This is a genomic window from Methanobrevibacter intestini, from assembly GCF_047402955.1.
Taxonomy (GTDB): domain Archaea; phylum Methanobacteriota; class Methanobacteria; order Methanobacteriales; family Methanobacteriaceae; genus Methanocatella; species Methanocatella intestini.
Map to the genome: position 1 here is coordinate 1,958,985 of NZ_CP187956.1, position 20,593 is coordinate 1,979,577.

Here is a 20,593-nt window from a genome sequence, read left to right on the forward strand (position 1 = left end):
TTATAGTTAAGAGGAATAAAAAAATGAATGTTAAATTGGAAAAGAAGGCATTAATAATCTTTTTAGCATTGTTAATGCTTCTGTTAATTCCTGCTTCTTTTGCAACAGATGTTAATAATGACACTATGGTAAATGAAGTAGCTATTAATGATGCACAAACAGATTTTTCTGTTGAAGATGTAAATTATGGGGGTATCATTGGTGTTGATGACCATACTGATGATGAAGGATATATTAAGTTTGAAAATGATTATATTACTGTAAAAGAAGGTGGTGATGCATCAATCAACGGTGATTTATATTGGTTTGAAGGTTCTCAATGTTGGGATCAATTAACGGTCATTGGTAAATACACAGATGGAAATGGTGTTGAACATAGTATTGAAAAGACTATTAAAGATGGTTCATTACCTACAATTAAGGTTTCAGAACTTGAAGGTCTAACACCAAGAACAACTCCATATGTATTAACATTTACTGCAGTTGAAAATGATGATTATGATCAATTTAAAATGTATAGTGATGGTTTGGCACCGTCTAGTGTATATATAACTGTTGTATCAGAAGATACTCCTATTGTAAATCCGGGTATTGTGATTCCGGATGTTTCAAATGGTGTTAAAATATATGTAGATACTAAAGGTAGTGATGCTTCCGGAAACGGTTCCCAAAATAATCCTTATGCAACTATTGCTAAGGCATTAAATGAAGCTGAAAAGAGTTCCGGTTGTGAAATCATTGTAAATGAAGGTAATTATGTTCTTAATGATTATAATATCCGAACTAATGTAACAATAACTGCTAACGGTAAAGTTGTAATTACTCCACAAAATCAACGTCAGTTATTTATAATGGCAGATAACACCAAATTGATCGGATTAACATTTACAGGTGCTACAAATGGTGTTTTATCAACTTCATCTGTAAGTGGTGGTGATGGAAATACTAACAGGTATTTACTTTTAGAAAATTGTACTTTTGAAAATAATAAAGGTTCAACAGCTGCTGTAACATCCTATATAAATACTGTAATTAAAGGCTGTACTTTTATAGATAACACTGCTACCGGAGCTTCTGGAGCATGGTCTGGAATTGTGTCTCTTCGTGAAAGCAGGGTAGATATGTATTGCAATAATTTTATCAATAATCATATTAAAGAAACTGCACCTTTAATTTATGTTGGTCCTATTAAAGTAAACTTGGATTATAATTTCTGGGGAGATAATAACAAACCTAAATTAAATGATGATTCTAAAGCAGTTATTAATAATTGGGTTGTAATTGATGCAGCTATTGATAATTCCAATATTAATGTTGGGGATATTGCTCAAATAAATGTGGATTTCAAACTTACAAGTGATGGAACTAATTTTAAAAACTTAAATAAAACAATGCCTAATGCAACATTTAAATTAACATCTATATTAGGTAATTTAAACCCTGAAACTGTTACAATTTCCAGTAATACTGCTTCTACTATGTACACTGCAACAGCTAAAGGTAATGAAATTATTAATGTTGAAGATATCACTTCATTAAAATTCCATGTTGATGTAGATGTATCTAGTATAATTTATGTGGCTAATAATGGTTCTGATTCAAATGAAGGTACTGTTGATTCTCCTTTAAAAACTATTGGAGCAGCATTAGCTAAAAATGAAGCTTTAGGTGGAAATAAAACTATTATTGTCCGTAATGGTATTTATAAAGAATATGATTTAACTGTAAATAAACTTGTAACTATTATTGGTGAATCAAAAGACAGTACTATTATTGATGGTGATAATTTAAAATCAATATTAACTATTAGAGCTGATGCAGAGATATATAATTTAACTTTTGTAAATGGAGTTTTAGATGATTCTAAAGGCGGAGCTATTTATATTGATAAAGGTAATGTTTTAGTTGATAATTGTATTTTTAAAGACTGTGTAGCTAATTCAGGTGGAGCTATTTCTTGTGAAGCTGGTGCTGCAGGCTCTTTAAGTGTAACTAACTCTATTTTCCAAAACAATAAACTTATTGATGGTGTTGATAATTTTGGATCAGCAGTTTATTCTAATTCAAAATTAATAATTGAAAACTCTACATTTACAAATAATGATGCTGGTGATTATTATGGTGCTGTTTGTGTGGTGTCTGATGCTTTGATAGCTAATTCCACTTTTATGAAAAATTCTGCAGGTCAGGGTGGAGCTATTTACATTGATGCGTATAATACTGCTACTGTAAATGTTGAAAATAATAATTTCACTTCCAATAATGGTGGAGCTATTTATGCTGGAACTTCTAAATTAACTGTAATTTCAAATAACATATTCAATTCCAATACTGAAAATGCTATTGTCACTTATGGTAAGATTGCAGCTAATATTATTAAAAATAATCAGTTTATGGATAATGCAATAGCTATTACCGCATCATCCAGTGCTACTTTAATCAACAACACAATGAGTGGTAAAAATGCAGTTATTAACTTTAAAGGAACTGCAATCAGCACTGCTGTTGTCACTTTCCTAAATAATGAAAGTGTTAAAGTTGAAAACGGAACAATTAAGTTAACTGCAACAGTTACTGATGATATGGGCAATCCAATAAATGGTGGAAAATTAAATTTCACAGCAAACAATGAAAACATTGGTGAAGCTGATATTATAAACGGAAAAGCTGTTTTAGATAAATACTTCGATACAGGAGATTATGTAATTTCAGGTACTTTCTCAGGTGACACAACAGCAAAAACCAACACAGGACTCTTAAGAGTAAATGTTCAAAATTACTGGTTTATTAATGAAACAGGATACGAAACCCTGGAAGAGGCTATAGCTGCTGCTGGATTTAATGATATTATAAAAGGAATTCCTGGATCATATATTGTTAATGGAGAAATTGAAATTGGTCACAGATATATGCCAAGTGAACCATATTCAATTAATAAAACTATTACAATAACTTCTATAAACGATAAACCAGTTGTATTTATTGGAAATAATTCCAGATTATTCAGTATTGATAAATGGTCCAGCTTAACTTTAAAAAATGCTATTCTTAAAAACGGAAATACTTTAGATGATATTGTATCTTATGCAGGCGCAGTTTTTGTCCAATTTAAAGCTAATTTAACTGTGATTAACTGTACTTTTGAAAACAATACTGCAGGTTATTCTGGAGCTATTGAGTCTTGGGGTGGATTAACAGTAATTAATTCCATATTCAGAAACAATGTGGCTAATAATACTTATGCTGGTGCTATTTTTAAAGACGGTGATTATGGAGTAACAATTATCAATTCTACATTTGAGAATAACTCTGCAAATACTTATGCTGGAGCATTATATCTTATGGGTGATTCACGTTATAATAAAACAATAATCAGTACTAAATTTATCAATAATGATGGAAATCGTGGAGGTGCAATTTTTACATCTTTAGCACCATTATACATTGATAATTGTTCATTTATTGGAAATAAAGCAATCGATAAAAATACAGGATATGATGCTTCTGGTGGAGCAATATATGATCATTCTTCATTTTTATCTATAGCTGACACAGAATTTATTAATAACACTGCTGATTTAAATGGTGGTGCATTAGAATTAGGTAATACTCAATCAACATATTACTCTGGTGAAAATATAACTAGAAAAATTGACTGGACAGTAATTGAAAATTGTATATTTGATAATAATTATGCACGTAAAGAAGGTGGAGCTATTTACAATGGTCAAAATATAGCTTACACAAATATAACAGATTCTAAATTTACTGATAACTTTGCTTTAATCACTGGTGGAGTTATGACTAATTACTTTGGATTTATATGGGCTGATAACTGTGAATTTATAAATAATGAAGCAAGGGATGCTTCAATAATTTATATGTACGGTCATTATAATTATCCGAATGATTACTATGCTAATTTAACTGTTACAAACTCTAAATTTGTAAATAACACTGGTGAAAGATTATTTGAATTGTCTACAGGGCATTGTTATTTGGATATTGTTAATTCCACATTTAATGAAACTGCATTAATTATTCAAAATAGTGGTCATGTATATTTGGTAGATAATGTTGTTAAAAATATTCATGAAGGTATTGTTATTAATAATACTGGTGCATTAAGCTTACAAAACAATTCATTTAATTGTAATGGTCCAGCTATATTTAATGATAATTATTATATATTAACTGGAACTTATCTTGTTGTTTTAAACAATCAAACAGTTAATGTTGCATTAAATGAAATTACTAATTTAACAGCTGTTTTATATGATGATAATAAAAATATTATAATTCCAGGAAATGTAACATTTAAAGTGGACGGTAAAGAAATTGCAGCTACTTTAAACAATCAGACTGGTGTATTTACTGCACAATATTCTTCTAATGTTATTGGGGAACATGCTGTTTCAGCTATTTATACAATTAATACACCTATAACTGTTAATTACTTAAATGGAACTGTTAATATTTCTAAAGCAACTCCAAATATGAATGTTACTTTCAATAATGAAAGTGTCTTTGGAGAAGATATTAATGTTAAATTTGAGATTAATGGTGATGCAACTGGAAATGTAACATTTACTATTGGAAACATTACAAAAACAGTAGTTATTGTAAATGGAAAAGCTGATGCAACATTGAGTGGAGTAACTCCGGGAAATCATAAATTAACAGTCAGTTACACTGGAGACAATAAATATAACAGTTTGACTAATGTATATAGTCTTAATGTAACTAAATCAACTGTAGCTAATTTAAATGTTAAAGATTTAGAAAAATACTTTGGCGGATCTGAAAAACTTGAAGCTGTTTTAACAGATTGTTTAGGTAAAGCTATTGTTAATGGAACTGTTATTTTCACAATCAACGGTAAAGACTATGTTAAATATACTAATGAAAATGGTAGTGCATTTATGAGCATTAATTTAGTTCCAGGTAAATACAACATTACAGTTAAATTTAATGGAACCAAAGATTATGATGCAGCAGTAGCTAATGCTACTGTAACTGTCAAATCTACTGTTATTGGCCATGATATTGTTAAAATGTTTAGAAATGCAACTCAGTATTCTGCACTATTTTTAGACAGCAACGGTAATGCTTTAGTAAACACTACTGTTAAGTTTAATATTAACGGTGTTTTCTATACTAAATCTACTAATGATGAAGGTATAGCTACTTTAAACATCCAACTGCTTCCTAAAGAGTATATTATAACCAACTATAACCTTGTTACTGGTGAGGAAAACTCAAATAAAGTAACTGTCAAATCTTTACTTGTTGATAACTCTGATTTGGTTAAATATTACTTAAATGAATCCAGTTATACTCTTAAAGTTATTGGTAAAGATGGTAAAGTAGCAGCTGGTCAGGAAGTAACCTTCAACATCAACGGAGTATTCTATCAAAGAGTATCTAATGATGATGGAGTTGTTAGTTTAGGTATTAAGTTACGTCCGGGTACCTACATTGTAACAGCTGAATACGAAGGCTGCTGGGTATCTAACAATATTACAGTATTGCCAACTTTAATTACCAAAGATCTTGACATGAAATACTTAGACGGCAGCAATTTCACTGCACAAACATTAGACGGTCAAGGCAAAGCATTAGCTAAGCAGAACATATCATTTAACGTAAACGGTGTATTCTACTATAAAACAACAGATGAAAACGGCATAGCTAACTTGAATATCCGTTTAAACCCAGGTAAATATATCATTACTTCTATCTGGAACGAATACCAAGTTGGAAACAATATTACAATTAAATCTTAAGAAGTTTTATTCTAAACTTCTTAATTTCTTTTTTTTAAAAATTTTATCACTATAATCTAAAGTCAATTAGAAATTATTATTAGCAAATAAAACATAATTAATTAATGTTAAAGTATTTTTTACTTTATTAACTAATTAATTGAAAAGTGATAAAATTGAACAAATCAAAGGGGATTTTTATACTGGTCCTGTTAATATTAATGATTTTTAGTATTAACATGGTAAGTGCAATAGAATTTGAGGAGAGTGATAATTCGACTACTTATCAATTAAGTAGTATTGATTCTTCTCCGGAAATTACTGCTGGTGATACTGATTCTAGTTTGGAATCACCAACTTCAGGAACTGTTTATGTTTCTAAAACTGGTAGTGATTCAAATGACGGTTCAACAAAAGACAAAGCATTAGCTAGTTTGCCTTATGCTTTAAATGTTGTTCCAAATGGTGGAAATATTATAATGCTTGATGGAGCATATTCATATAGTTCTATTTCTATTCCTTCTTCTAAAATTGTTACAATTGAAGGTGAAGGAAATGTTAATTTAACAGGTTTAAGCTCATATTCTACATTCATTACAAATGAAGGGGAATTAACTCTTAAAAATATCAATATTGTAAATTGTAAAGGAGATATGATTGATAGTGCAGCTTTTAACAATAAAAACAAATTAAATGTAATAAATTCTACTTTTATTAATAATAAATTAGTATTTTATAATAATGGAGATTTATTGATTGATAATTCCAGTTTCTTCAATAGTTTAGGTTGTGTTGTTAATGCTGATGAAGATTCTAGAACAACAACTGTTACAAATTCCAAATTTATCAATGGTAAATATGGTAATTCTATTTTGTCATTTTCTAGAAATAAGTTCCCTACACTAATTGAAAACTGTACTTTTGAAAATTTTTATTCTACTGCTAATACTGGTGGAATTATTGGAGTAAGTACTATTGGAGCAGATTTTAGAATTAACAACTGCCGTTTTATTAACAATACTTTAGATGCAAAAGGAATGTTTACACCAACATCTGATAAATATGGTGTAGTTATACGTGTTGGTATTACAACAGATGTATTATTTAACATTACAAATTGTGTTTTTGCAAATAATAAAGGTATTAATGGAGCAATTGGTGTTATTCAGCAAGTTAACTCTTATATTAATGTAACTCATTCTGTTTTTGTAAATAATACAGATTACTATGGAAATACTATTGTAAATGGCGGTTCAAGAGGAACAAGCCTTTATGATTATAACTGGTGGGGAAGTGATAATCCTGATTTTACTACATTAGTTAAAGATACAAAAAATCCAGTTAATAAATGGGCTATTTTAGATATGGATTATACTCCTTCAACTAATATAAAACCTGGAAACACAATTACAGTTGTAGCTGGTTTAACCAAATATGCTGATGTTGACGGAAATATACATATATTAAATGATAAACTTCCAGATTATGGAAATGTTACTTTTGAATTCCCGGATGGAACTAAAAAAGTGGTACCTATTGAAAATGGACTGGCTAAAATAGATTATGTAGTTAAAAGTGGAGAAAACATTGTCTGGGCAACATTGAATAATCAAAAAACAAATATTACAATTGTAACTAAAGATTTAGATACTATTTATGTATCTCCAGATGGTGATGACTCTAATGAAGGATCTAAATTAAGTCCGGTTAAAACAATAGCTAAAGCAATTGAACTTGCAAATACTGGTAAAATAGTTCTTCTTCAGGGAAACTATGTTGAAAACAATGTTATTGTAAATAAAAATGTAAATATAACTGGTGAAGGAAATGTTGTTGTTGACGGTAATGCTTCAGGAGTAGTTTTCACTATTAATTCCGGAAATACAGTTTATTTAAAAAATTTAAATGTTAAAAATGCAGTTAATGCTAAAGATGGTGGAGCTATTTACAATAATGGAGCTAATCTTTATTTGGATTCTGTTAATTTATATGAAAATATAGCAGGAAATGGTGGGGCTATTTACAATACTAACAAAGGAACTATTGTAATTACTAATTCTAAATTACATAATAACAATAACACAGCTAAATCCGGATGGAATAAAGGCGGATCAGCTATTTACAATACTGCTTCATCAAAAGTAACTATTGAAAATTGTGAAATTTACTCAAATAATGCTCTTAGTGACGGAACAATTCAGTCATATAATTCTGATTTAATAATCAAAAATTCAAAATTCTTCAATAACACTGCTAAATGGGGAGGAGCATTTTATGGTGAAAATGCAAATATAATTGTAGATAACTGTAACTTCTACAATAATACTGCTAATAATGCAGTTATTTATGCAAGAACATCCACTGTAAACATTACCAACTCTTTCATTCGTTTTAACAAAGCAATTAATTATCCAAGTGCAATTCAGAATTATGGAAGTAAAATTACAATTGATAACACTACAATAGCTAATAATACCGGTACTAAAGCAGCTATTATAAATCAGGATTTATCCAGTGTTAGTACTAGTTTAATTATAATCAATTCAAGAATTTATAATAATACTAATGGTGCAGTTTATAATGATAAATATTCAGATAATTCAAACATTACATTAGATATAAATAACTGTGCTATTTTTAATAATGGAGACAATTCTGTTATTCAGCATGGAACTAAATCTAGCGGTATTTATATAACTGCAAATACTAACTGGTGGGGTTCTAATAAAAATCCTGCCGATATTGCCGGCGATGGAGTTAATATTGATAACTGGATTATTTTACAGGTAACTTATGATGACAGGGGAATTCCTGTTCTTTACGACCAATTTGACATTGAAGCTAATTTAAATTACTATATTACAAAAGACGGTAAAAATGGAACTGTTTTAAATAATCACATATTTGATGGTTTAGTTGTTAATTTTGATACAACAACCGGTTATTTAACTAAAAATGAAGCAATTATTTCTAATGGAATAGCTGTTTCAAAATACAGTGTTTTAACTCAAACAGCAAATATTATTGTTGTTAAATTTGATAATCAGACAATTACTATAGATTTAAATGCAAATTATTATAACGGAACAACTTATGTTTCTACCGATGGTAAAGATACAAATGACGGATCTATAGATTCTCCTCTAGCTTCTCTTGAAAAGGCATTGTCTATTAATAAAAATGGTAATATTATAATTCTTAATGGAACTTATATTGTCAGAAATGTAAAAATCGATGGAAATTACAATATTACTGGTGAAGGCACTGTAACCCTTAGCGGTGCAGATGTTGAGCGTGTTTTATATATTCTTGAAGGAAAAGTAATAATTAAAAATATTAACTTTACAAATGGAAGAACTTTAAGTGAAAGCGGAGCTTTAATTGGAAATGCTGGTGACTTAACATTAATCAATACTACATTATCCAATTCAAAGTCAAGTAAGAATGGAGGAGCTATTTATAATGCAGGTAATTTAACAGTAATTAATGCTACAATAGCTAATAACAAAGCAACAATTGGTGGAGCTATATTTATTGATAAATTCAATGATTACAATTACAATATCAAATTCCAAAATGTTGTATTTAAAGATAATGAAGCTTCAGGAGAGAATAATCATGCAGGTGGAGCTATTTATGCTCAAGCTGTTGGAGGACAAATATTAATCGATAATTGTTCATTTATTTCAAATTCAGTTTCTAAAAACTTTGCTGGTGGAGCTATTCATGCTCTTCAGCTTATTGATGGAATAAAAATTACAAATTCCAAATTCATCAATAACACTGCAAATTCACCTGAAAATTATGGTGGGGGAGCAATATGTTTTATTGGTGGAAACACTGAAAGAATGGGTAAATTAGATATTTCTGATTCAGTATTTGAAGACAATAAAGATAATGTAGCTGGAGCAATCTATATCAGAGGTTCAACTTTAGATATATCATACTCTGCTTTAATCAATAATGGAAACACAGCTATATACAAAGGAGTTAGTAGCTATGTCATTACCAAAATAACAGCAGATAATAATTGGTGGGGAACTAATAACAATCCGTCTGCATTTGTCAATGGTGAAATTGTTTCAAAATGGATTGTAATGACATTTACTAATGATACTCCCCTTACTCAAGGAAATAAAGTTTTATTAACTGTAGCTTTAGATACTTTAAATGACGGATCCAAATTAGATAAAGCATTAGAATTTGCACGTCCTGTAACAATTGTAACACCTACAGAAACATTCAGTAATCAGTATAATGTTGAGTACACAATCCCTGAAAAAGTAACTATTATTTCAGCTACTATAGATAATCAATCTGTTTACTTATATTCAGCTAAAACAAACACAACACTTAATATAAATGATACTACTGTTAATTTAGGTAGAAATATAAATTTAACTGCTGTCATAAAAGATACGATTGGAAATAATATTCCTATGGGTGCTGTTGAATTTTATATTAATGATAAACTGGTAGGTAGTGCTGATGTTAAAAATGGTGTAGCTACTTTAGTTCTATCAAATAATTATACAGAAGGCAGTTATAATATAGTTGCAAAATATGGGGATGTTAATGGTGTTTATAATCAGAGTATGGATAAAGCAGTCCTTAAAGTCATTTCAACTTCTTTAATTGTAACAAATTCAACATTTTTCAACTTCTTTGATAATGATGGTATGCTTAAAGAAAGTATTGATGCAAATGAATTAATATTTTCAGGTTTATTTAGTGGCCTTGGAGTAAATACAATTACTATTGACAGAGCTATTAAGCTTAAAGGCACTAATTCAACTACTTTAGATAATATCTTTTTAGAGTTAATCGGTAATGGCATATCTGTTGATAACTTTACAATAAATATAAATAAACAGAATTATGGTATTTATATAACAAATGTAGATAAAGTTATTGTTAAAAATTCATTAATTAATTTTAATGATGTTGGTATATCTGATGCAATGGCTATTTATGCAAATGGAGTAAGTAATTTACAGTTAGTTAATAACACAATCATATATTCTGGTCAAAGTAAAGGCAAAACTCTTAATCATCCAGTTCATATTGATGATTGTAAAGGTGCTGTAATTGAAAATAACACTATCAATGCTAAAATGCCTTCTCTTGCAGTTGATTACGATAAAATTACTTATGCAGCTATAACTTACAGTGCAGCAGTCTTTATAGACAATAGTGATAATGTTAAAGTCATAAATAATAGAGTTACAAATGCATACACTACTTTCGGCGGAATGTTTGATACTATTGAAGGAATTTTAATAAGAGCTTCTAAAAATCCTGTTGTCAAATCAAATATAATTGATGTAACAGGACATAATTATACCTATGCTTTAAAATTTGTCAGTGTAATGGACAGTGATTATAATGTTGTCGGATGTTTAAACATAAATGTTGCAGACAATATCATCACTTCAAAATGTGATTATTACTATGCAAATGCTATTGAAGTAGACGGTCCTATCACAGGTAAATTATTTAATAATTCTGTTAGTGTTGAAGCTTTAGATGTTGTTTATGGAATATATTCACAAGCAATAAATGGGGCTGTTAATGTTGATTATATAAACAATACAATATTAGCTAATGCTCATACAGCTTATGCTATGGAGCTTATGGGAAATGATGAAAAGGTCACTGGAAATACAATAATCTCAAAAGGTAATATTACAATGGGTATAATGTCTTCTTCTAAAAATCTTAAAGTATTTAATAATACAATTAAATCTTTAGGAAGTGGAATTGGACCTATCACTGGTGGTGATGTTCTTGGAGGAGCAAATACTGGAATTATAATTACTGGAGATAAAAACAGTGTAAAATACTCTAAATTAGGAGCTTATAACAATACAATAATTGCTAATGGTGATTATACAGTAATGATTGATAAACGCAATACTCAGGTAAATACAGTTACAGGCAATTATTTGGTATCTGGCAAATTCCTTGGAGATAAATCTGTTAATGCTTCACAATTAAATAAAGTTTATAATAACACTCCTGATGCATTCCCAACAGTAATTGTAGTTAAAGATGATGAATTATTTATAAATGAGAATTATACAATCTCATTAACTGATATTCATGGAAAAGAATTATCTGGAATGAATATTATAATTAAATGTGGAGATAAAGTTTGGAAAGAAGTTACTGATGAATTTGGTAATGTTTCAATACCTGTAGCTAGTTTAGGTGTTGGAACTCATTTGATTGAAGTAGTCTTTGAAGGTAGCGGATATTATGCTCCGTCAAAAACACTAAACAATTTAACAGTTAACAAATTCCCGTCTGTTATAAATTTAACTTCTGAAGATGTTTATGTTGGATCTGATGTAACTATTAAAGCAGAAGTTACTGATGGTGTAACTGGAGAAATAATATTTATTGTTAATAATAAGGAATATCCTGTTTTAATAAAAGACAATAAAGCTATTTTATCTATAGCTAATTTAAGTAGTGGAACATATGATGTTATAGCTAAATATGCTGGTAATGATTTATATGGTTCTGCATCAGCTAATACAACTTTTAAAATAAATAAATATTCATCTGATATTAAAGCTGATACAAATGTTAGTGGCAATGATTTAAGTGTAAGTATTGTTTTACCTGAAGATGCTACTGGAAATGTAATTGTTAGTGTAGATGGTAAAAAAGAAAGTGTTGTTGTAAACAATGGTAGTGCTAAAGTGGTTATTAATAATTTAACTAGTGGAAATCATAGTGTTGAAATTAATTATAGTGGTGATGATAAATATGCTTCTGCTACTTTGATTAGAAACATAACAGTAATTCCTGTAGAATTTAAGTTAAGTATTAATGAACTTATTAAATTCCAGGGAGGAACAGACAAGCTTATAGCTACTTTAATTGATGGTCAAGGAAATCCAATTATTAACGCATCAATTGTTTTTACTGTCAATGGTGTGAATTATACTAAATACACTAATAGGAGTGGTGTTGCTTCAATGGGCATTAATTTAAAAGCCGGAGTTTATAATGCATCAGCTACTTACAATAGCACAACAGTTAGCTCAACAGTAACAATTAAATCTACTGTTATTGGCCAGGATATTGTTAAAATGTTTAGAAATGCAACTCAGTATTCTGCACTATTTTTAGATGGCAACGGTAAGGCTTTAGTTAATGCTACTGTTAAGTTTAACATTAACGGTGTTTTCTATACTAAATCTACCAATGGTGAAGGTATAGCTACTTTAAACATCCAACTGCTTCCTAAGGAATACATTATAACCAATTATAATCTTGTTACCGGTGAGGAAAACTCAAATAAAGTAACTGTCAAATCATTACTTGTTGATAACTCTGATTTGATTAAATACTACTTAAATGAATCCAGCTATACTCTTAAAGTAATTGGTAAAGACGGTAAAGTAGCAGCTGGTCAGGAAGTAACCTTCAACATCAACGGAGTCTTTTACCACAGAGTATCTGATGACAATGGTATCGTTAGTTTAGGTATTAAGTTACGTCCGGGCACCTACATCGTAACAGCTGAATACGAAGGCTGCTGGGTATCTAACAATATTACAGTATTGCCAACTTTAATTACCAAAGATCTTGACATGAAATACTTAGACGGCAGCAATTTCACTGCACAAACATTAGACGGTCAAGGCAAAGCATTAGCTAAGCAGAACATATCATTTAACGTAAACGGTGTATTCTACTATAAAACAACAGATGAAAACGGTATAGCTAACTTGAATATACGCTTAAACCCAGGTAAATATATCATTACTTCTATCTGGAACGAATACCAAGTTGGAAACAATATTACAATTGCTTAAAAAAGAAGATTTTAAATTCTTCTTTACTTTTTTTTCTTTTTAACTTTAATAATACTGTTATATTGAAGTATAGGCGATATTATTTGTTTTTATCTTCAAAAGGATTATATTGTATTAGAGCAAATATATATTACATGCATTCATATAGTTGGATAAATGGCATAATATGGATGCTAAGAATATTCTTATATATAATGGAGAGATTAATTATGAATAAAAAGATACTTGTTTTTCTTCTTGTTGCTATAGTTGCTCTTTCACTTTCAGCAGTTTCTGCTGCTGATAACACAACTGATGATGTTAGTGTATTATCATCTTATGATGATAATGCAGTTGTAAGTGAAGCAACTAATGATATATCTATAGATGTTACAGCTAAAGATATCACTTATGGTGAAAATGCAACTGTCGAAGCTAAAATAATTCCAAATACTACTACTGGTAATATTAAATTCAGTTTAGATAATAAAATCAATCAATCTGGAGTTATTACTAATGGTAGTGCAAGTGTAATTTTTACAAACTTAGAAATTGGTAAACATAGTATAATTGCAAGTTATAATGGAACTAATTCCACCCCATTTGTATTTAATGTAAATAAAATTTCTGTGTATAACATGACTATAGATGCACCTGTTGTATTCTATGGAAATAATGTTTCTGCAGTTATAACTTTACCTGAAGATGCAACTGGTGATGTAAATATAACTATTGGCAATAAAACTTACAATGGAAAACTTGTTAGTGGTAAAACTACTATTGCTATACCAAATTTAGCTACAGGAAATACTAATGCTACTGTAGTTTACTTTGGTGATAAAAAATATGCTAATAAAACTATTAACACTACTTTCACTGTAACTGGTAACACTGTTACAAATGATACCTTTTTCACTTACTTTGGGAAAGATGGTGTTTTAAATAATGATATTACCTTTTCTGATTTAATATTTGCAGGTAATTTCAGTGGACTTAATTTAAGTACTCTTACTATTGATAAAAAAATCAATTTAATTGGTGAAAAAGCTATTTTAAAGGATATTTCTCTTGTAATTAAAGCAGATAATATTTCTGTTTCTAATTTTGCCATTGTTTTAACTAACACTAGTGGTGTTGAATCAGCAATTGATGTAAGAGGAGCTAATGCAAATATAGATGCCAACATATTTTCAGTTAATAGTGCTTTTGATAAAAACAGTTTTGTAATTAATGCTGAAAATGCAGTTAATTTAACTATTAACAACAACACTATTGTTTATTCCGGTAAAACTAATGGCAATGGCATTAATAATATTATTAGAATAATTGATTCTGATAATGTGAATATTTTAAATAATTATATTTTTGCTGAAATCCCTTCAGTTCCTGTAAATTATATGCCTCCTACTTGGGCTGCTACTGTAATGTCTGCAGGTATTTATGTTGAAGGATCTGCTAATTTAAATATAGCTTCAAACAATATTGCTATTGAATATAACAATGCTAGTGGAGCTTATGATACTATTCATAATTTATACATTGAAGGTGGAAATAATGCAATTATAGAAAACAACAATATAAGTACCAAAGGTCATACCTATGTTTACGGTATTACTATTAGTGGTAAAAACTTTACAATAGCATCAAATGCTTTTTACTCTGATTCTGATAACTATTATGCTGATGGTATTCAAATATATGACAATTCAAATGGTATTTTAAAAGACAATGAAGTGTTTGTTGAATCTCCAGTTGTTGCATATGGTATTTACTCAAGTAATTGGGGTGACAAAGCCAATAACATTACATACAACAACAATAATGTTGTAGGTAACTCCAGTTACATTTATGGTATTTATGTAAGTGGAAATAATGAAACTTTAATTGGAAACGAAATAACTCTTGTTGGTAACTTTACTACAGGTGTTGCATCTAGTGCAAGTACTGTAACCCTAAATAAAAATGATATTATCACTAATGGTAATAATATAGGTAATGCAAGCAAATGCGGTGACTCTATCATTGCTGAAACTACCGGTGTTAAAATTGCTTATGGTAATGCAACTGTAACTAACTGTACTGTTAAAACTACTGGTGAATACACAGTTAATACTACTGGTGCAGGATCTGTAACTTATAATTCTTTAGTTTCAAATGTTGGTTTAGGAGATAAAACTGTTCAGGCTAATAATAAAACTATTGTAGCAAATAATGGTCCTAAATTCTTAATTGATGTTCCAGAACTTGTTAAAATTTATGGCAGTGCTGATAAACTTATTGCTATTTTGACTGATTCAAGTCATAATCCTATAGCAAATGTTAATATTACATTTAATATTAATGGCAGAAATTATACAAAACTTACTAATGGAACGGGTGTTGCATCTATGGATATTAATTTAGTATCAGGATCTTACAAAGTAACTGCTACTTATGAAAATACTACTGTAGAATCTAGCATAATTGTAACTCCAACTATATTAGCTAATGATATTGTTAAATTCTATCGTAATGATACTCATTTTGTTGCAAAATTCACTGACAGCAATGGTACAGCATTAAAAGATAATACTACTGTTAAATTCAATATTAATGGTGTATTCTATAAAGCAAATATTACTAATGGTACTGCTACATTACGTATTTGGTTAAACCCTGGAAAATATGTTTTAACTGCATTCAATTCTGTAACAGGTGAAGAATTAGGATTTAATGTTACTGTATTATCAACTGTAATAACTGAAAACTTAGTAAAATACTACAAAAATGAATCACAATTTGTTGTTAAAGTATTAAATGGTGATGGAACACCAGCTAATGGTACAAATGTAACCTTCAATATTAATGGTGTATTCTACACTAAAGAGGTTATTAATGGTACTGCTACATTAAATATTAATTTATATCCTGGTGATTATATCATTACAACTATGTATGGTAAATATGCAGTTGGAAATAATGTTACTGTATTGCCAACTTTAATTACAAAAGATTTAGACATGAAATTCCAAGACGGCAGCAATTTCACTGCAAAAACTTTAGATGGTCAAGGTAAACCATTAGCTAATCAAAACATAACATTTAATGTAAACGGTGTATTCTACAACAGAACAACTGATGAAAATGGTATGGCTAACTTACTAATTAGATTAAATCCAGGTAAATATATTATCACATCTATCTGGAACGAATACCAAGTTGGAAGAACTATAACAATTGCTTAAGAGATTTTAACTAATCTCTTATCTTTTTCTTTTTTTAGAAACTTTTATTATACTGTTTTATTTAAATAATATTATGGTTAACATAAGTAAACTCACAGCAGATGTTAACGTGTCTGAATATTATGATAAATATGTTGACATAGAAAAATTTTTAGAAATCTGTAAAGAATGTGATCAGTATGACAACAATTGGGGTTGCCCTCCTTTTGATTTTGACCCTGATGAAATCTGGAATTCATATAATAAACTTAAAATAATTGCTTTTAAATTTGATTTTTCACAAGAGGAGTTAGACAGAACATATACCCCTAATGAATTGAATTTTATTATAAAAAGACTTGAGCGAATGAAAGTCAAATTAATGAATGACATATATGCATTGGAAAGTGAAGATTCTTTAGGTTTATTTATTGGGCACTGTAATTTATGTATGAAATGCACTAAAACAATTGGTATGCCTTGTAAGATGCCATTTAAGTTAAGATATTCTATTGAATCACTTGGTGGGGATGTTGACAGAACAATTGAAGATACTTTTGGTTATAAAATCATCTATGCAAAAGATGGGAAATTACCTGAATATATGATTTTTGTCGGTGGTTTACTCTATGACAAAAAATAACTTTCTTTGGAGGATAAAAAAATGAAAATTGGTATAATTGGTGGAACAGGACCTCAAGGTCTTGGAATTGCAAAACGTTTAGCTATTGCAGGTGAAGATGTAATTGTGGGATCTCGTAAAGAAGAAAAAGCTTTAACTGTTGTTGGTGAAGCTAATGAGGAAATTAAAGAGCACAATCCTAAAGAGTTAGTTGGTATGGCTAATGAAGATGCAGCAGCTGCAGCTGATGTGTTAATTTTAACTGTACCTTTACAGGCTCAAAGTGCAACTTTAAAGACTATTAAAGAAAATGCAAAAGGAAAAGTACTTTTAGATGCAACTGTACCATTGGAAACAGCTATTGGCGGACCGGTAAGTAATCCTTTACATATAAATCCGGGTTCAGCAGCAGAAAGGGCGGCAAAAATCTTAAAAGATGCAGATGTTAAAGTCGTTGCAGCATTTAATAATATTAGTAACTCTCATTTGGCAAATATTCCAGACCCAATTGAATGTGACTGTTTGATTTGTGGTGATGATAAGGAAGCTAAAGAGATAGCTAGTGATATTATTGAAAAAATACCTGGTTTAAGATCTATTGATATTGGGCCATTAAATAAAGCTCATTTAATTGAATCTATTACCCCATTGCTAATTGGTATGAACATTAAATTCAAATCTCATTATGGTGGATTTAGAATAACTGGTATTGATTTTGAATAAAATCTTTACCTTATTTTTTTTTGAATTACAATGAAAAAAGTAAAAATAACAGTTTTAAAAACAACATTCCAAGAGGATTTGGCTAAAGAATATGGTATTGATGATTTGGGAGTATGTCCGATTCTAAATGAAGGTGAAGTTTATTATGGGGATTGGGCAAAGCCTGAAGGCTTTTGTGATGAAGCATGGAAAGCAATATATCAGTATGTATTTGCATTGTCTCACGGTGTTGATAATTTATTTTATTATGGGGATTGGATTAAAAAACCAGGTATAGCTATTGTCAGTTGTAATGATGGGTTAAGGCCAGTTATATTTAAATTGGAAACTACTGATATTGAATCTACTTCAGATGATTAAAGTTTTCCTGTGCTTTTTTGTAAAATAATCCTAATTCTCTGCCATTAACAAAAATATGGCTTACAGTAATAGCTACACTCATTTCATAGTTTTTATTTACTTTTCCCCAGGTTATTAATGGCTGTATTTGATTTCCAGTTAATATTCCACTTGTTATTGATTCAAAATCAACCCATGGGATACAGGAGTAATTAGCTATATTTTCACAGTCTCGTTTTTCCATTTTAACATTGAATTCATCTATTTTGCTGGATAACACATCAGCTGATGTTTTTTTAACATAATTATGCCAGTTTTCAAAGTCATTAAATGTTTCAGGTGGTTTTACTCTCATTTCTTTATAGATTTCATTGTTTTCATCCATTATTGGGCAGACTCCATCTAAATAATCATGTTCAATTACTTTATCGTTAACTATTCTTCTTTTAAGCTGAGGTATGGAGTTTACAGCTTCCATTAAACACCCTAAAGACAATACAAAAAATGAATAGTTATTTTCTTTTGAATATTTCCACATTTTTTCAACGTTGATTCTGGCAGTCATTGAATATCTTGATGACTGGAAATTAATAAAAGGATTTTCATTTAAATTAAAATCAATTTCTTTCATATTTATTTCACCTTTTAAATTGAACTTTTTTTGATAGTTACTTTTTTATACTTATATTTTAATAAATATTAATGTTAAATTCATAAATATTTTGTTAATTTGTTTAAAAAAAGGTTGTTTTAACGATGAAAGTTGTTATTGTTGGTGGGGGAGCAGGCGGAATGTCTACTGCCTCAAATATTAGGCGTTTAGATAAAGATGCAGAAATTACTGTTATAACTCGTGATGAAAATGTGGCATATTCTCCATGTGCTATTCCTTATGTATTGTCTGGAAAGATTTCTTCTTTTGATGATATTATTATGAAAACACCTGAAGATTATAAAGAAGTCAATATTGATGTTTTAATAAAATCTGAAGTAACTGCAGTTGACAGCAGTAAAAAAACTGTCACTTATGAAAATGCAGATGGTGAAAAAACTATTGATTATGATAAATTGGTTTTAGCTACTGGGGGAAACCCATTTGTACCTCCTATGGAAGGTGTGGATTTAGAGGGTGTTTTCCAAATAAGAAACATTGAGGACGGTAGGAAAGTTCAGCAATGGGCTAAAACTTCTAAAAGTGCTGTTGTAACTGGTGCCGGATTAATTGGTATTGAAATTGTTTTTGCTCTTAAAGAATTAGGTTTAAATGTTACTTTAAGTGAAATGATGCCTCAAATTGTTCCAAGATCTCTTGATAGTGATATGGCTGATATTTTAACCGGATATTTGAAAATGGAAAATATTCATGTAATGCTTGGTGAACCTATTACTAAATTGGAAGGAGAAGATGGAAAAGTTAAAAAAGCATATTTCGGTGACGGAAGCTGTATTGATGCAGATATGGTTATTTTAGCTACTGGTGTAAGGCCTGAATTGGAATTAGCTAAAATGGCTGGCTGTGATATCGGAAGATGGGCTATTTTAGTTAATGAAAAAATGGAAACTTCTGTTGAAGATGTTTATGCTCTTGGAGACTGTGTTGAATCTCAGGATTTAATTCTTCAAGCTAATACCATCAGTCATTTAGGTACTACTGCTGTTCGTGAATCCAAGACATTAGCTCGTACAATAACTGGTAAAAAATCTAATTTCAATCCTGTATTAAATGCTATGGTTTCTAAAGTAGGTAAATTAGAGTTTGGTGCTGTTGGTTTAACGTCCAGTTTTGCTCAGCAAAACAATATTAAACCTATTGTTGAAAAAGTAGAAGCACTTACAAGAGCCCGTTATTATCCTAATGCTAAACCTATGGATATTAAGATTATCTGTGACTGTAATGGTAGAATTATCGGTTGTCAAATAATTGCTGAAGAAAGAGTAGCTGAAAGAATTGATACAATGACTTTAGCTATTACTCAGGGCTTAAGTTGCTTTGAATTAAGTAATGTTGAATTTGCTTATGCGCCTCCAGTATCTATGGTTACTGATCCTTTAGTACTTGCTGTAGAAGAAGTTAGTAAGAAATTTAACTAACTTTTATGTGTAAACTTTTAAATACTTTTAGTTACTATAATA

At 29.6% G+C, this 20,593-nt stretch carries 8 protein-coding genes; 7 read left to right on the top strand and 1 reads right to left on the bottom strand.

Going from position 1 to position 20,593, the window contains the following annotated elements; genetic code table 11:
* The first annotated feature begins 23 nt into the window (after window positions 1-23).
* The 6 genes from ACMC9J_RS09155 to ACMC9J_RS09180 all read left to right on the top strand — a co-directional run bounded on the left by ACMC9J_RS09155 (window position 24) and on the right by ACMC9J_RS09180 (window position 18,481).
* Window positions 24-5,786 (top strand): Ig-like domain repeat protein, encoded by a 5,763-nt coding sequence (locus ACMC9J_RS09155; RefSeq protein WP_427003289.1) that lies wholly within the window; start codon window positions 24-26, stop codon window positions 5,784-5,786.
* A 200-nt stretch (window positions 5,787-5,986) separates the two neighbouring features.
* On the top strand, window positions 5,987-13,594 hold the full coding sequence (locus ACMC9J_RS09160; protein ID WP_427003290.1) for an Ig-like domain repeat protein: 7,608 nt from the start codon (window positions 5,987-5,989) through the stop codon (window positions 13,592-13,594).
* 209 nt (window positions 13,595-13,803) lie between these two features.
* On the top strand, window positions 13,804-16,797 hold the full coding sequence (locus ACMC9J_RS09165; protein WP_427003291.1) for an Ig-like domain repeat protein: 2,994 nt from the start codon (window positions 13,804-13,806) through the stop codon (window positions 16,795-16,797).
* Between the two features lie 73 nt (window positions 16,798-16,870).
* Window positions 16,871-17,419 (top strand): DUF2284 domain-containing protein, encoded by a 549-nt coding sequence (locus ACMC9J_RS09170; protein WP_004033921.1) that lies wholly within the window; start codon window positions 16,871-16,873, stop codon window positions 17,417-17,419.
* 21 nt (window positions 17,420-17,440) lie between these two features.
* Window positions 17,441-18,121, top strand: coding sequence for an NADPH-dependent F420 reductase (gene npdG / locus ACMC9J_RS09175; protein WP_004033919.1), 681 nt, complete (start codon window positions 17,441-17,443; stop codon window positions 18,119-18,121).
* A gap of 30 nt (window positions 18,122-18,151) precedes the next feature.
* Window positions 18,152-18,481: a TIGR04076 family protein gene (locus tag ACMC9J_RS09180; RefSeq protein WP_004033917.1), complete on the top strand. Its 330-nt coding sequence runs from the start codon at window positions 18,152-18,154 to the stop codon at window positions 18,479-18,481.
* Here the strand turns inward: ACMC9J_RS09180 and ACMC9J_RS09185 are convergent.
* Window positions 18,465-19,091: a chloramphenicol acetyltransferase gene (locus ACMC9J_RS09185; protein WP_004033915.1), complete on the bottom strand. Its 627-nt coding sequence runs from the start codon at window positions 19,089-19,091 to the stop codon at window positions 18,465-18,467. The genes ACMC9J_RS09180 and ACMC9J_RS09185 overlap by 17 nt on opposite strands.
* 125 nt (window positions 19,092-19,216) lie before the next feature.
* On the opposite strand from ACMC9J_RS09185, the gene ACMC9J_RS09190 reads away from it, so the two are divergent.
* The gene (locus ACMC9J_RS09190; protein WP_004033913.1) at window positions 19,217-20,551 is read left to right on the top strand and encodes an FAD-dependent oxidoreductase; all 1,335 of its coding nucleotides are present in this window, start codon (window positions 19,217-19,219) and stop codon (window positions 20,549-20,551) included.
* Window positions 20,552-20,593: the final 42 nt, after the last annotated feature.

Bases quoted from the DNA above. Each gene is read 5' to 3' on its own strand.
- ACMC9J_RS09155 (WP_427003289.1), top strand. From the start codon at position 24: ATGAATGTTAAATTGGAAAAGAAGGCATTAATAATCTTTTTAGCATTG.
- ACMC9J_RS09160 (WP_427003290.1), top strand. From the start codon at position 5,987: ATGATTTTTAGTATTAACATGGTAAGTGCAATAGAATTTGAGGAGAGT.
- ACMC9J_RS09165 (WP_427003291.1), top strand. From the start codon at position 13,804: ATGAATAAAAAGATACTTGTTTTTCTTCTTGTTGCTATAGTTGCTCTT.
- ACMC9J_RS09170 (WP_004033921.1), top strand. From the start codon at position 16,871: ATGGTTAACATAAGTAAACTCACAGCAGATGTTAACGTGTCTGAATAT.
- npdG (WP_004033919.1), top strand. From the start codon at position 17,441: ATGAAAATTGGTATAATTGGTGGAACAGGACCTCAAGGTCTTGGAATT.
- ACMC9J_RS09180 (WP_004033917.1), top strand. From the start codon at position 18,152: ATGAAAAAAGTAAAAATAACAGTTTTAAAAACAACATTCCAAGAGGAT.
- ACMC9J_RS09185 (WP_004033915.1), bottom strand. From the start codon at position 19,091: ATGAAAGAAATTGATTTTAATTTAAATGAAAATCCTTTTATTAATTTC.
- ACMC9J_RS09190 (WP_004033913.1), top strand. From the start codon at position 19,217: ATGAAAGTTGTTATTGTTGGTGGGGGAGCAGGCGGAATGTCTACTGCC.